Origin of the sequence: Aeromonas sp. R4-3 (assembly GCF_040908275.1) — a bacterium.
Classification (GTDB): domain Bacteria; phylum Pseudomonadota; class Gammaproteobacteria; order Enterobacterales; family Aeromonadaceae; genus Aeromonas; species Aeromonas rivipollensis.
The window spans coordinates 100,495-114,531 of the sequence record NZ_JBFODK010000021.1 but is presented as its reverse complement, the minus strand read 5'-3'; the positions used below and the strand labels follow the sequence as shown (position 1 = coordinate 114,531).

Annotated in this window: 13 protein-coding genes; 2 read left to right on the top strand and 11 right to left on the bottom strand. The window is 59.3% G+C overall.

Features of this window, described 5'->3' with window-relative positions; genetic code table 11:
* Nucleotides 1–3: 3 nt before the first annotated feature.
* The 5 genes from AB5Y91_RS05155 to rnr form a co-directional block, all read right to left on the bottom strand.
* Nucleotides 4–840 (bottom strand): EamA family transporter, encoded by an 837-nt coding sequence (locus tag AB5Y91_RS05155; protein ID WP_368169226.1) that lies wholly within the window; start codon nt 838–840, stop codon nt 4–6.
* A gap of 97 nt (nt 841–937) precedes the next feature.
* Nucleotides 938–1,390 (bottom strand): GNAT family N-acetyltransferase, encoded by a 453-nt coding sequence (locus AB5Y91_RS05150; protein ID WP_368169225.1) that lies wholly within the window; start codon nt 1,388–1,390, stop codon nt 938–940.
* A gap of 56 nt (nt 1,391–1,446) precedes the next feature.
* Nucleotides 1,447–2,016 carry a Crp/Fnr family transcriptional regulator gene (locus AB5Y91_RS05145; RefSeq protein ID WP_368169224.1) on the bottom strand — a complete coding sequence of 190 codons (570 nt, stop codon included), beginning with the start codon at nt 2,014–2,016 and terminating at the stop codon, nt 1,447–1,449.
* Nucleotides 2,017–2,023: 7 nt separating this feature from the next.
* Nucleotides 2,024–2,773, bottom strand: a complete 750-nt coding sequence (gene rlmB, locus AB5Y91_RS05140) for a 23S rRNA (guanosine(2251)-2'-O)-methyltransferase RlmB (protein ID WP_111913152.1) — start codon at nt 2,771–2,773, stop codon at nt 2,024–2,026.
* Complete coding sequence (gene rnr, locus AB5Y91_RS05135) at nt 2,770–5,136, bottom strand: ribonuclease R (RefSeq protein ID WP_106884977.1); 2,367 nt, start codon at nt 5,134–5,136, stop codon at nt 2,770–2,772. The genes rlmB and rnr overlap by 4 nt, the downstream gene beginning before the upstream one ends.
* A gap of 133 nt (nt 5,137–5,269) precedes the next feature.
* Here rnr and AB5Y91_RS05130 point away from each other — a divergent pair, with 133 nt between their 5' ends.
* Nucleotides 5,270–6,292, top strand: coding sequence for a GGDEF domain-containing protein (locus AB5Y91_RS05130; protein WP_368169223.1), 1,023 nt, complete (start codon nt 5,270–5,272; stop codon nt 6,290–6,292).
* A gap of 60 nt (nt 6,293–6,352) precedes the next feature.
* Here AB5Y91_RS05130 and luxS read toward each other — a convergent pair whose 3' ends face one another.
* The 4 genes from luxS to AB5Y91_RS05110 form a co-directional block, all read right to left on the bottom strand.
* A complete protein-coding gene (gene luxS / locus AB5Y91_RS05125) occupies nt 6,353–6,862 on the bottom strand; it encodes an S-ribosylhomocysteine lyase (RefSeq protein ID WP_106884978.1) in 510 nt (169 codons plus the stop codon).
* A 17-nt stretch (nt 6,863–6,879) separates the two neighbouring features.
* Complete coding sequence (locus tag AB5Y91_RS05120) at nt 6,880–7,473, bottom strand: transglycosylase SLT domain-containing protein (protein WP_368169222.1); 594 nt, start codon at nt 7,471–7,473, stop codon at nt 6,880–6,882.
* Between the two features lie 61 nt (nt 7,474–7,534).
* Nucleotides 7,535–7,873 carry a nitrogen regulatory protein P-II gene (gene glnB / locus AB5Y91_RS05115; protein WP_025325723.1) on the bottom strand — a complete coding sequence of 113 codons (339 nt, stop codon included), beginning with the start codon at nt 7,871–7,873 and terminating at the stop codon, nt 7,535–7,537.
* A gap of 9 nt (nt 7,874–7,882) precedes the next feature.
* A complete protein-coding gene (locus AB5Y91_RS05110; RefSeq protein WP_368169221.1) occupies nt 7,883–9,505 on the bottom strand; it encodes an NAD+ synthase in 1,623 nt (540 codons plus the stop codon).
* 138 nt (nt 9,506–9,643) lie between these two features.
* Between AB5Y91_RS05110 and AB5Y91_RS05105 the strand changes: the two genes are divergently transcribed.
* Nucleotides 9,644–10,153, top strand: a complete 510-nt coding sequence (locus AB5Y91_RS05105) for a GspH/FimT family pseudopilin (protein WP_106884981.1) — start codon at nt 9,644–9,646, stop codon at nt 10,151–10,153.
* 13 nt (nt 10,154–10,166) lie between these two features.
* On the opposite strand, the gene AB5Y91_RS05100 is transcribed toward AB5Y91_RS05105, so the two are convergent.
* Nucleotides 10,167–10,451 (bottom strand): TapY2 family type IVa secretion system protein, encoded by a 285-nt coding sequence (locus AB5Y91_RS05100; protein WP_262113501.1) that lies wholly within the window; start codon nt 10,449–10,451, stop codon nt 10,167–10,169.
* Nucleotides 10,448–14,026 (bottom strand): pilus assembly protein, encoded by a 3,579-nt coding sequence (locus AB5Y91_RS05095; protein ID WP_368169220.1) that lies wholly within the window; start codon nt 14,024–14,026, stop codon nt 10,448–10,450. Before AB5Y91_RS05095 ends, AB5Y91_RS05100 begins: the two co-directional genes overlap by 4 nt.
* Nucleotides 14,027–14,037: the final 11 nt, after the last annotated feature.

The window sequence follows — 14,037 nt, the reverse complement described above, 5'->3', positions numbered from 1 at the left end:
TCATCAGCCAAGCCGGATCAACAGTATGCCGCAGAGGATCACCAAGGCCGCCATCAGCCTGACCCGCCCCAGCCGCTCCCCCAGCCAGAGCCAGGAGAGCAGCACGGCAAACAGCACGCTGCTCTCGCGCAGCGCCGCCACCAGCCCGATGGGGGCCCGGGTCATGGCCCAGATGACGATCCCATAGGCGAGCAGCGAGAGGGCGCCACCCAGGGCGCCCGAGTACCACTCGGCCCGGGTCAGGCTGCGCAAGGCGGTGCGGCTCTGCCATCTCATCAGCAGCGGCATCACCAGGGCCGTCAGGGTAAAGAGCCAGAGGGTGTAGCGTATCGGCTCCCCCGCCGAGCGGGCCCCGACCCCGTCAGACAGGGTATAGGCGGCGGTAAACAGCGCCGTGATCAGCACGGCGCACAGGGCCGCAGGCGCCAGCCTGATGCCGCCACGCCAGGCCATCAACAAGACTCCGCCCACCAGCACCATGGCCCCCACCACAGCCACGACACCGGGCACCTCCCCCAGCAGCAAGGCACCGAGCAGCAGTGTCACCAGAGGGGCGCTGCCACGGGCCAGCGGATAGATCTGGCCAAACTCCCCCAAGCGGTAGGCTCGGCCGAGAAAGAGGCAATAACCGCAGTGCAACAGGATGGAAAGCGCCAACCAGGGATATTCGACTTGGGCCGGCCACCCTACCAGCGGCAGGAAAGGCAGGGAGAAGAGGCCGGAGCAGAGGGAGACCAGCAGCACGCTGACACGCCCCTCGGCCTGGCGCTTAGCCAGCGCATTCCACAGGGCGTGCAACAAGGCGGCCAGCAAGATGGCCGCGAAGATGGAGAGGGTCACGACGGGGTTCCAATCAACAAGGGTGTGAGATCATACCCGTTTGCGTCGCAGCAATATGGGAGCCAGCTCATGAAGGCTCCCTGGACTTGCCATCAACTCAGGGGGCTTTGCGCATCCCCATATGAGGGATGTCGTCTTCGAGATAGCCCTCCCCTTCCGGCACGAAGCCGTGCTGGCCATAGAAGCCCTGCAGGTGAGCCTGGGCACCGAGCCAGATGCTGTGCGCCGGCCAGCGGGCCGTGCAGGCGGTCACCGCCTCGCCGATCAAGCTGTGACCCAGACCGTCCCCTCTCGACTGGGGGGAGGTGACCACCCGGCCTATGGCGGCGCCATTGTCGTCGCCGATGCCGGGGGCCATGATCCTGGCATAGGCCGCCAGATGCTCTCCCTCATAGCCCTGCAGATGCCAGACTCCTTCGCGGCGATCCAGCCCGTCCAGATCCTGGAAGGGGCAGCTCTGCTCCACCACGAACACCTCGGCCCGCAGGGCCAGCAACTCGTACAACTCGTCCGTGGTCAGTTCAGACCAGGGTTTCAGGATCCAGTTCATCGGCGACTCCTTATCGGTTAGGCCCGCCAGCATAGGTGAGCACCGCCAGGGCGGCATTAACCTTGGTTAAGACTTTTAAGCCGTTTGCGAATGCGGCTCAGGCTGATAGGGGTGATCCCCAGATAGGCGGCGATCTGGTGATCCGGCACCCTGGCATCCAGGGCCGGGAAGCACTGCAGGAAGTGCTGGTAGCGGGCTTGGGGGCTCTCGGTCAACAGCAGCAACTCCTTCTCCTCCTTGATACGCAGTTGCACCGCCAGCAGATGGTGATACCAGGCGGACCAGCAGGAGAGCTGGCGCAGGTCGGCCAGCTGGAACAGCTGCAACCGGCAGGGCTCCAGCGCCTCCACGCTGTAGCGGGCGGGTTCACCACTGAGCAGGTGATGGAAGTCGAGAAACTCGTCCCCCTCCCAGTAGAACTCCTTGATGTACTCACGCCCATCCGCCAGCACCACCTTGGCCCGCAGCAACCCCTGCTCCACCCTGACCAGCAGATCCGGGCTGTCACCGGCGTGCCAGAGACAGGTTTTTGGGGCCAGCCGCAAGGGCCGGGCAAAAGAGAGGAGGCGCGTGGCCTCCTGCTCGTCTGTGACCCTATCCCAACAAAAGGGAGGTCTGTCCGTCATCACGGCGTTAGCTGCGGCGCTGACGCACGGCTTCGAACAGGCAGACACCGCTCGCCACCGAGACGTTGAGGCTGGATACGGCCCCCGCCATCGGGATGCTCACCAGCTCGTCGCAATGTTCGCGGGTCAGGCGACGCATCCCCTTGCCCTCGGCGCCCATCACCAGCGCCATGGGGCCGGTCAGCTTGGCCTGATAGAGGTCGTGGTCCGCCTCGCCGGCGGTGCCGACGATCCAGACGCCGCGCTCCTGCAACTCGCGCAGGGTGCGGGCCAGGTTGGTGACCTGAATGAGCGGCACCACTTCGGCGGCGCCACAGGCGACCTTGCGCACTATGGAGGTCAGGCCGGTGGCCTTGTCCCGCGGCACTATCACCGCATGGACCCCGGCCGCATCGGCGCTGCGCAGGCAGGCGCCGAGGTTGTGCGGGTCAGTCACCCCATCGAGCACCAGCAGGAAGGGCTGGGCCTTTTGATCGGCCAGGCTGTCCAGCAGGCTGGCCAGATCGTGCTCGGCCAGCTTGGGCGCTTCTATCACCTTGGCCATGATGCCCTGGTGATTGTTGCCCTCGGCTTTGTCATCGAGCGTCTTGCGGTTCACGCTCTGCACCTTGATGCCGAGGGATTCCAGCTCGGTCAGCAAGGGTTGCAGCCGGTCGTCATCACGGCCCTTGAGGGCCCACACCTCGATGAAACGCTCCGGGGTGCGCTCAAGCAGCGCGGATACAGCGTGAATGCCGTAGATCAGTTCTGTACTCATTTAGTGCTCTTGGTCTTGTCGCGAGCCTTCTTGCTCGGTCGTCTGTTGCTGGGCTTGGCACGGCCACCCTTGTCGGATTTGCCGCTATCCTTGCTCTCTTTGCGTTTATCGTGACGCTGACCACCCTTGGCTGGCTTGCGCACCACCTCTTTGCCATCCTTGCCGGTCAGCGGCGCTTCCACCATCACGAAGTCGATCTTGCGATCGTCCAGGTTCACGCCCATCACCTTGACCCGGACCTTGTCACCCAGACGGTAGCGACGGCGGAAGTTCTCGCCGATCAGCTGCATGTGCAGGGGATCAAACTGGTAGTAGTCGTTGGTGAGGGTGCTGACGTGCACCAGACCGTCGATGTGGATATCCGCCAGGCGCACGAAGAAGCCAAAGCCGGTGACGCTGGCGATGACGCCGTCGAAGTCGTCACCCACGTGATCCAGCATGTACTCGCACTTGAGCCAGTCGGCCACGTCGCGGGTTGCATCGTCGGCACGGCGCTCTGTCATGGAGCAGTGCTCGCCCATGGGATCCACTTCTTCCAGCTGGTAGTGGTAACCACCGCTCGGAGTCCACTTGTGGCGCAGGTTGCCCTGCTGTTCCTTGGCCGTCTGGTACTTGATGGCGCGGTGCAAAATGAGGTCGGGGTAACGACGGATCGGCGAGGTGAAGTGCGCATAGGACTTCAGGGCCAGACCGAAGTGACCTATGTTGTCGGCCTGATAGACCGCCTGGCGCATGGAGCGCAGCAGCATGGTGGAGAGCAGCTCCGCATCGGGGCGCCCTTCAAACTTGGCGGCCAGCTCGGCAAAGTCTTTCGGCTCGGGCTCGAGGCCCCCCTTGAGCTCCAGACCCAGTTCGGCTAGGAAGTCACGGAAACCGGTCAGACGCTCTTCGCCCGGACGGTCGTGCACCCGGAACAGGGCTGAGGCTTCGTTCTTCTCGATGTAACGGGCGGCCGCCACGTTCGCCTGGATCATGCACTCTTCGATGATCTTGTGGGCGTCGTTGCGCACCAGCGGCACTATCTGGTCGATCTTGCGCTGGGCGTTGAAGATGAAGCGGGTCTCTTCGCTCTCGAACTCCACGGCGCCACGCTGGTGACGGGCGTGCTTGAGCGCCTTGTAGAGGTTGTTCAGCTCCTCGATGTGACCCACCAGCGGCTCGTACTGCTGACGCAACTTGGGCTCGCCATCCAGGATCCCCGCCACCTTGCTGTAGGTCATGCGGGCATGGGAGTTCATTACCGCTTCGTAGAACTTGTAACCGGACATGCGGCCGGCGGCTGAGATGGTCATCTCGCACACCATGCACAGGCGGTCAACCTGCGGGTTCAGGGAGCAGAGGCCGTTGGAGAGCACCTCCGGCAGCATGGGCACCACGAACTCGGGGAAGTAGACGGAGTTGCCACGCTGATAGGCTTCGGCATCCAGCGCAGTACCGGGCTTCACATAAGCGGATACGTCCGCGATGGCGACCCACAGGCGCCAGCCGCCACCACGCTTGGCTTCACAGAAGACGGCGTCATCGAAGTCGCGGGCATCTTCCCCGTCTATGGTGACCAGCGGCAGGGCGCGCAGATCGATGCGACCCTCTTTGGCCTTCTCCGGCACCTGCTCGCCCAGACCGGCAACCTCCTTGGTCACCTCTTCCGGCCATGTGTGCGGGATGCCGTGGGTGCGCAGGGCAATTTCAATTTCCATGCCCGGTGCCATGTTCTCGCCCAGCACGTCCAGCACAGTGCCGACCGCATTGATGCGGGAGGTGGCGCGCTGGGTGATGCGAACGACCACCACCTGGCTCTGGCGGGCACCCTTGTTCTCCCCTTCCGGGATGATGATGTCCTGGCCGATGCGGCTGTCATCCGGCACCACGAAGCCAACGCCGTTCTCGACGAAGTAACGACCGACGATGTCAGCCTCGCGGGCCTTGAGCAGGCGCACCAGACGCGCTTCCTGACGACCCTTGCGGTCGATCTCGGTCGGCTGCACCAGCACGTAGTCGCCGTGCATCAGCCGCTGCATCTCGCGGTTGTTCAGGAAAAGATCCGATCCACCACCCTCGGGGCGCAGAAAACCGAATCCATCTTTGTGGCCGAGCACATAGCCTTTCACCAGATTCAGACGATCCGGCAGGGCGTAACATTGGTTGCGAGTGAACACGAGTTGCCCATCGCGCTCCATGGCGCGCAGACGACGGCGCAAGGCTTCCAACGGCTCTTCGTCGGTCAGCTTGAGGACCTTGGCCAACTCCTCCCGGGACATGGGTTTCTCATGACCACGGATAAGCTCCAGCAGCATCTCGCGGCTGGCGATGGGGTTATCGTATTTTTCGGCCTCGCGTTGGAGGAAAGGATCTTTTTGAGACATAAGCAGGCCTTAGGGTAGGTAGTAACGCAGACATTATATCGAAGGGGGGAGCTAATGGCATCCATCGACTGCCTTTTGCCCAATCTCTCTGTCATACTGGGCAAAGTTTGCAGGTATGTGAGACTCGGAACTCATGAGCAAGGACTCGTTCGCCCAATCGGCCGCCTATTTGAAACAGGCGGTCCCCCTGATGATCAAGTATCAAATCCCCACCACCCCGAACAATTACCACCTCTGGTACAACTACGTCTCCGGCGCCATGCCCGAGCTGAACAACGCCGTCGATCACGCCATAAAACTGCAGGGTACCTTCTCCCTCACCACCTGTGAGCGTCTCTATCACCAGCATCTGGCCAGCCAGGACGAACAGCAGATGGAGACGATGAAGCTCAATCTGGTCGCCATGGCCAACGAGCTCGGCCACTCCATGCAAGATGCGCTGGTCGACACCGGCCAGTTCCAGGCGATGCTCGACAAGAGCTTCGACAAGTTGAGCCTCATCGATGACGAGGGGCTGAGCCTGGACGACACCATGACCATCTTGCGGGAGCTGGTGCGCGAGTCACGGGACGTGCGCATGTCCACCCTGCACTTTCGCAACCAGCTCAGCAGTGCCGAGAAGGAGATCAAGGAGCTAAAGGCGGCGCTGAACGAGACGCGCAAGATGGCCACCGAGGACGCGCTCACTTCCCTGCTCAACCGCCGCGCCTTCGATCTGGAGATGGACAGCCTGATCCGCAACAAGCAGCCCTTCTCGTTGATCATGACCGACATCGATCGTTTCAAGAACTTCAACGACGAATATGGCCACCTGCTGGGGGATCAGGTGCTGCGCATCGTCGGCAAGCGGCTGCGGGAAGTCAGCAAGGAGGGCATCACTGCCTATCGGCTCGGAGGGGAAGAGTTTGCCCTGCTGGTGCCGGGCCGGGCTCTGGCACTGACCCGCCAGATGGCGGAGAGCCTGCGCCGGGTCATAGAGCGGATGTCGCTGCTGGATCGCAAATCGGGCCGGCGCATCGATCACATCACCGCCTCCTTCGGTGTGGGGGAATACAATGGCCAGGAGACGGCAGACGCCCTGATAGAGCGCACAGACAAGCTGCTCTACAAGGCCAAGGAGCTCGGTCGCAACCGGGTGATGCCGCTTCCCTCCTGAGCACATCAGACACAAAAAAGGCCGGTCAATGACCGGCCTTTTCAACTTTACCGCGTCGGCTCAGAGGCTTTTCAGCTTCTCTTCCGGCAGCGCCAGCTCATCGTTGTGGTTGACGCCGATGCCGCGCTCCAGCACGTGGCGGGCGATGGCATGGGCCTCTTCCAGGGAGTGCATGCTGTAGGTACCGCACTGGTATTCGTTCAGCTCGGGGATCTTCCCCTGCTCCTGCACTGTCAGCACATCGCTCATGGCAGCCTGCCAGGCCGCACCCACGCGAGCCTCGTCCGGCGCGCCGATCAGGCTCATGTAGAAGCCGGTACGGCAGCCCATGGGGGAGATGTCGATAATTTCGACCCCGTTGCCATTGAGATGGTCACGCATGAAACCGGCAAACAGATGCTCGAGGGTGTGGATGCCGCGCTCGGAGAGGATCTCCTGGTTCGGCACGCAGAAGCGCAGATCGAACACGGTAATGGTGTCCTTGCTCGGGGTTTGCATGGTCTTGGCCACCCGGACTGCCGGGGCTGCCATGCGGGTATGGTCGACGGTAAAACTGTCCAATAACGGCATTTCTGACTCCTGATTGGTTACGAGAACCAGCCCCCGCTGGGGAGCCGATCCTTGCATTGTCGATACTGGGCGCCGTAGCGTTGGGCACGGGCCTCCACCTTGCGGGAGACCTTCATCAGCCACCCCTTGCTGCGGTAGCTGCCACGCCGGTAGCCACCCCAGCCTTCGTGATAGTTGAGATACTGGCCATAGGCATCCCACTTGGAGGTGCCGTTGAGCCGCTGCGCCTTGTTAGTGTACCAGCCCATGAAATCGATGGCGTCGGCGAAGTCGTCGCGATCGCTCCAGCCGTTGCCTGTCTCACGCTGGTAGTCGTCCCAAGTCTCATCCTTGACCTGGGCGTAGCCGTAGGCAGTGCTGGCACGCCCGGTCGGGATGAAGAGGAAGTATTGCATCGGCGGCTGGGCATCGTGCACGAAGGAAGACTCCTGATACATCATGGCCATCACCACGTGCACCGGGGTCCCCCACTTCTCGTTCATCTTGAGTGCCGCCTTGTGCCACTCCGGCTTCTCCCGAAAGATCTGGCACAGGTTTTCCGGCTGAGCCGGTGGCCGGGAGCTGCAAGCAGTCAGCGCCATCAGCAGGCCTGCCGCCACCACGAGACGCATCCCTGACATCAAGGGGGTTGCATCTTCGTGTTCTTGGTCGTTTCGAGGCACATCCATCACATCAAATCGCGTCTTCGTTCTCTTCGCCGGTACGGATGCGGATCACCCTCTCCACCTCGCAGACGAAGATCTTGCCATCACCGATCTTGCCAGTGCGGGCGGTGTTCTGGATCGCTTCCAGACAGGCGTCTAGCTCTTCGTCCTGCACCACCAGCTCTACTTTCACCTTGGGCAGGAAGTCGACCATGTACTCGGCACCACGGTAGAGCTCGGTGTGGCCCTTCTGGCGCCCAAAGCCTTTGACTTCGGAGACCGTCATGCCGTTGATGCCGATCTCGGCCAGGGCTTCGCGCACATCGTCCAGCTTGAACGGTTTGATAATGGCTTCAATCTTCTTCATGGTGACTCCTTACCAGTTCTGTTTACCGAACCCGGACGTAATGGGGTAGCGGCGATCCTTACCAAAGTTGCGAGCCGTGATGCGGGGCCCGACGGCAGCCTGACGGCGCTTGTACTCGTTGAGATCCACCAGACGGATCACCTTGCGCACCACGGCTTCTTCGAAGCCCTCCGCCACCATGTCGGCGACCGAGGCGTCTTCTTCCACATAGCGTTTGAGGATGGCGTCCAGAATGTCGTAGGGAGGCAGGCTGTCCTGATCCACCTGATCCGGTGCCAGCTCTGCCGAAGGGGGACGATCGATGACCCGCTGCGGGATCACGTAGTCGACCGAGTTGCGATATTCGCACAGCTTGAAGACCAGGGTCTTGGGTACGTCCTTGAGCACGTCAAAGCCGCCCGCCATGTCACCATACAGGGTGGCATAGCCGACCGCCATCTCGCTCTTGTTGCCGGTGGTCAATACGATGCGGCGACGCTTGTTGGAGAGTGCCATCAAGAGCACGCCACGGCAGCGGGCCTGCAGGTTCTCTTCGGTGGTATCCCGGGCGGTTCCCTCGAACAGCGGCGCCAGCTGGGTCATGAAACCTTCGAACATGGGTTCGATGGAGATGATGTTGAACTCGACCCCCATCCGCTCTGCCTGTTCCTTGGCATCTTCCACGCTCATCTGGGCTGTGTAGCGGAACGGCATCATCACAGCCTGCACCTTGTCCGCACCTATGGCATCGGCCGCGATGGCGAGCGTCAGAGCGGAGTCTATGCCACCGGAGAGGCCCAGCACTGCCCCCTGGAAGCCGTTCTTGGTGACGTAGTCATGCACCGCAAGCACCAGCGCCTGATAGGTCTCGGTCAGGGGCTCCAGTGGCGCTGCGGGTTCCCGCTCTTTCAGCGGCTGACCGTCGACAAAGCGCACCAGCGCCAGCTCTTCGGCAAAGGGAGCCAGCTTGTGGGTCAGCTCGCTCTGACCGTTGAACACCTTGGAGCAACCGTCGAAGATCAGCTCATCCTGACCACAGACCTGATTGAGGTAAACCAGCGGCAAACCGGTCTGCTCGCAGCGCTCGGCCATCAGCTCGCGGCGGATCCAGGGTTTCTCCTGATCATAAGGGGAGGCATTGATGGTGAGCAGCAGCTCGGCACCGGCCGCCTTTGCCGCGAGTGCCGGGCCCGGTTGCCACAGATCTTCGCAGATAAGCAGCCCCAGCTGGTGGCCACGGAACGGCACCACGCAGGTATCGCTGGCCGCGGTGAAGTAACGCTTCTCGTCGAACACCCCGTAGTTGGGCAGATCCTGCTTGAAGTAGCGGGCGATGAGCTTGCCCTGCTCATAGAGGGAAGCTGCGTTGTAGAGCGCTTCTCCTTCACGCCAGGGGTGCCCCACCAGAATGGCGCAACGACCCTGCCAGGCCGCGACACGAGCCAGGGCCGCCTCCACACGGATCATCAGATCGCTTCGCAGCAGCAGATCTTCAGGCGGGTAGCCGGTCAGCGCCAGCTCGGAGCAGACCAGCAGATCGGCTCCTTGCTGGTCGGCCTCTGCGGCGGCAGCCAGCACCTTGTCACAGTTATCTTCGATAGCGCCTACCGTCAGATTTAACTGGGCAAGCATCAGAGAGAGGGCTTTTGCCATGGCGATGCATCTTGAATTCGAAAATGATGGGGAATGATAAAGAAAAGGGGCTGGCTGTGCCAGCTCAACACTTGGCCTTTGCGCTGGTGTTCTGGCTGTCTGGAGATAAGATGTAACTAATCGAGGGAGATATTTGCCATGATCAAGGATGTGAAAGGATTCACTCTGCTGGAACTGATGATAGCGGTCAGTCTCGGGGTCATCTTGCTCGGGATTGGGGCGCCGGCCATGTCGAGCTTGCTCAGTGAGAACAGCTTGCGATTTGAATCACGCACTCTCCTGAAATACCTGCGCTTTGCCCGCAGCCAAGCCATCGACAACCAGCAATCAGTCACCGCCTGCCTGGCCAATGCCAGCGACAACTGCGTCACTGCCAACCCGACTCAGTTGCTTGTATTCGTCGATAATGATGCTCCGGCAGACAACATCTTGAATAACAGCGATCAATTTCTGGCCAGAACCGCTGCATTTGCCGGAACATTGACAATCTCCAACAACCGGATTTCCACCACCTTCAGCCCGGATGGCACCAGCCTCGGCAGCAATGCCACTATCAGCCTCTGCCGCTCAGGCAATGCCCAAGTCAACTTGGTCATTGCCCAATCGGGGCGCTCCAGCCAGTCAACCCAGGCCAACGTCTGCCCCTGAAAACGTCGGCTCACTAGCGTAACTGGCTTGCGTCCTGCTGCTGTCCCTCTTTTGACTGAAACTTCTCCCCCAACGGGCGGCACTCCAACAGTGTCTTCACCGGCTGTACTGCCCCGTCGACCTCATACCCTCTCTTCTTGAATTTCTCGTGCACGGCCTGGGGAGAAGTATCCGTCACAGGACCATGCAACACGACTCGCTGTCCATTCGCCAGCTCGGCGTAACACTTCATGTCCTCCGCCAGCGCCGCTCCCGATAACAACAGGCTCAGGCCCAACACCGTGCTCAGTGGTTTCATTGCGCCTCTCCTTCATACAGGTAAATTTTCTTGGGTGACATGTCCATTTCCGCCTCTTCCGCGCCCTGGTTGCACTCCCCGGCACCAGTACAGCGCTCCGGCTCACCGTCACCCTCGTCCTTGAGAATCACCTCCTCCCCAACACCTCCTCCAATGATACGGACCTTGGCATCATCCCCTGCATGCACCACAAGATCATCCGCCACCTTGTTTTGCACTTCCACGTAGCGTTCCGGCGTTTCATTGCCATCGAGATCGACCACATAGCGGAAGGAGCTGCCATAGTGCATGTCCACCATGTACTGACGCGCCGCACCTATAGACTGAATGGTGCATTGCTGGAAGGACTGCACCTGCGGCAGGAACGAGGTGAAGTAAAGTTTGCCCTGCAACACCACACCCGCCCCCATGGACTTCTCGCCAGGTTCGTTCAACCAGTTGACCCAACCTTTGGCGGTGGTGATCCCCGCCTTGGTCGCCAGAACATCATCACTGGTAGTCTGTGCCGACAGGGGGTCTGAGGTCACGTCGTAGAGATCGGTAATCAGGATGGGATTTCTGGCCTGTGCAGTAGTTGCACGGGGCATGACGTCATAGTCACGCAACATGAAATAACCATTGCGGACAGTCGCTTCCGAGGAGGGCCGATTGCGATCACCACTGCCGATCAGCACAGCATCAAATGGGCGATCCTGATAGGAATAGACAGTATTTCCCCCCACCACTGTACGTGTCACTTCCTTGTTGATGGTGCGCACAACTATAGGTTGCGTAAAGAAGCGGCGATCGGCGGCCTGAGTGCTGTCAGATCCCAGACTGGCAAATTTGAATACCCGCCAATCTGATTTGGTGGCATTCGGGAGATCCATCCGCCAGATATTACCTCCGGTATCCCCTGCATAGATGCGGTCAGTCTTACCATCACCATCGCTATCCAGAGTCGCCACCGAGCCAGGCATGCTGTCAGCCATCCCCGTTACCTGGAGATTGGTGGTTGAGGTGGCTGCCGGGGTCGCACTGAACACCAAGGCCCCTGTCTCGGCGTTGACGATATAGATCCCCCTACCCGTGCTGTCATTCGCCCCCAGCCCCTGGGCACTCTTGTTCACGTCATAGCCGCCAGCAAAGATCAGGACTGGTGTGGTGACCCCCGGCACAAAGGCAACCTCAGGCACCGACCAAGTCAAACCCAGCTCGCTGAAGCCCGTCGTTTGGGAGTTCAGGCGCCATTTCAGCGTCGGCGTATTGGGGCTGGAGATATCAAAGGCGTAATAGGCCTTTCCACCGCTTCTCAATCCAGTGAATACCCAAACGAAGTCATTCTCGGACGATTTCAACACCCCATTGCGATTGGCATCTTTGATGAGGGCGACAGGAGAGGAGTCAACACCATAAATATGATCCGCAGATTCGGCGTTGATACGCAATGCCCTCTGATTGGGCAAGAACTCATAGGGGATGGCGGCCCAACTCTCGTCTATGGTGCTGCCCATATCCTTGAACATATGAAGGAAGCCCGCATTGGTCCCAAACAAGATCCGCAAATCAGGCGCATCGGCAGGATTACCGGATTGCGGGCCATAGTTCAGCACCAGGGGCCGGGAGTGCAGGGGATCGCCCATGATATGCGCGCGGATCAGGGTTGATGTATCAAAATCTTCGTCGTCGACATCCAACCCCTTGGTCCAGTCGATCAGGGAATCGAGTTCTGTCGTACTGCCTGCCTGCATGAAAGTCATGAGCGCCGCCTCACTGCCCGCCTGTGTCACCAGATTGGCCTTGGTCAGCGCATCGAGCCGACTCTGGGCATTATTGATGACATAGAGACTGCGGGTGCTTTTTTCCGCCAGCATCTCTTGTGCCCCACCTTCAGCCACCTTGTTGCCATCACGACCTGATGACCAGAAGGTCTGGGCGCTGTCGATGATGGTGCCATCAAACTTGATAGCGGGCAGCCCTCGACTATCCGCAACATAACCGTCCGGGGAAAATACCAGTTTCTTCAGATTGCCCCGCCATCTGGGTCCGTCATCCGGCTCAAACATGGCGTAATAGATATTGTTAAGGCTGCGAGTCCGGTCAAAGTTGTTACTGGCAATCGCAGGTGACACCAAGGAGGTATTGATGCGCAGGATCGCTAGCAAAGAGGCCTTTAGCGCATCGGTCAAGGCTGAGGCATCGGTCGCTGGGTAGTACTCACCACCTCCCCGCCTGGCCGTCTCCGCCAGCAGATTACCCGCCCCCGAGATAGCCTCATCACCAAATCCGACAGTAAAGGTGGTCACAGTCTGGGTCCCTGGTGAAACAGCATTGACATCCTTGTGCTTCATATAACCAGCCAAGGCAGCCAGATAGCTGTTTTCTCTGTTTCTTCCAGAACCATAAGAAACCACAGTCCCATAGGCCGCTTTTTCATCCGTGCTCAGGGTATTAATCAACCCCTGCACAAAGGTATCTGAAGAGGTATCCTGAGTCGGCTCACCATCGGTGATATAAATAACGTAACCGTTGTTTGAACAATTATCATAGGGAGCCTCATATGTACCAGCTGGGCTCTCAGCTGCAGTATCACGCGGGCTGCCTTGCAGTCCATATACAACAGCCTTACCCCCAAAGAATTGATATGCCTCTCTCAATGTTTCACACAATGGGGTATTGGTACTGGCAGTCAGGGCTTCGACCCGATCCAACAGATCCTGCTCCCCCGTCTTGCCATTCGCCAGTGTGACCTCACTGCCTAATATGTCTCTGACAATACGCCCGCCATTATTATCAGTGTCATTGTTTCTATTAAATACCGCCAGACCAAAGTCCACCCCAGGTGTGGATGATATCAAGCCTTTCACTGCATCCTTGGCAATGCGGAGTCGAGATTCCTCTGAGTATCCGGTTGGGCCATGATACCAGCGAATATAATTGGCAGAATAAATGGTCACAGCAGTATTACTGGCATTGACGGCATTATTTTTATTGGCCGTATAAAACCACTCGCCGCTTCTAGTACTGTCTTTATCTACTGGATAACCAGCCCCGACCGTCCAGCTTCCGCTGTAGGGGTTGGCCGGGTTGCTTGCCGTAATATCCTGCTTGCAATCTACCAGATTGATATTGTTCTCTTGATCACCGCTGAGCGAATTCCATTCACCCCGCCCTCTTCCTGGTGGGTTGCCATTCGTAACCTCATAACTCCACATTTGCGACTGAAAATAACCAATATTCGACAATGGCGTTTTTGAAGTCGCACAGGCATTCAGCTTGTCGGAGAATCGCCTGCTGGTGTTAATAGCAGGAATACTGCCATCGGTTGAATAGTAAATGTACTTTTTACTATTGTTAGAATCAGGATCATTGCTCAATGCAGGATACACGGCCGCAGGATTATAGACCTCTTTGATTTGCTCCATGGTATCAGCCATACTGCCTGAGTTATCGAATATCAGCAGCACCTTGGGGCGAAAGTCCCCCGCCTTGTTGAAGTCATAAATAAACAGCTCGGTGTCATCGGCTCTCGTCGATGTAATGCCAAACACAAGGCTACACCAGCATAAAATCACTCCAAGTCGTCGTAACCACATATCCTTCGCTC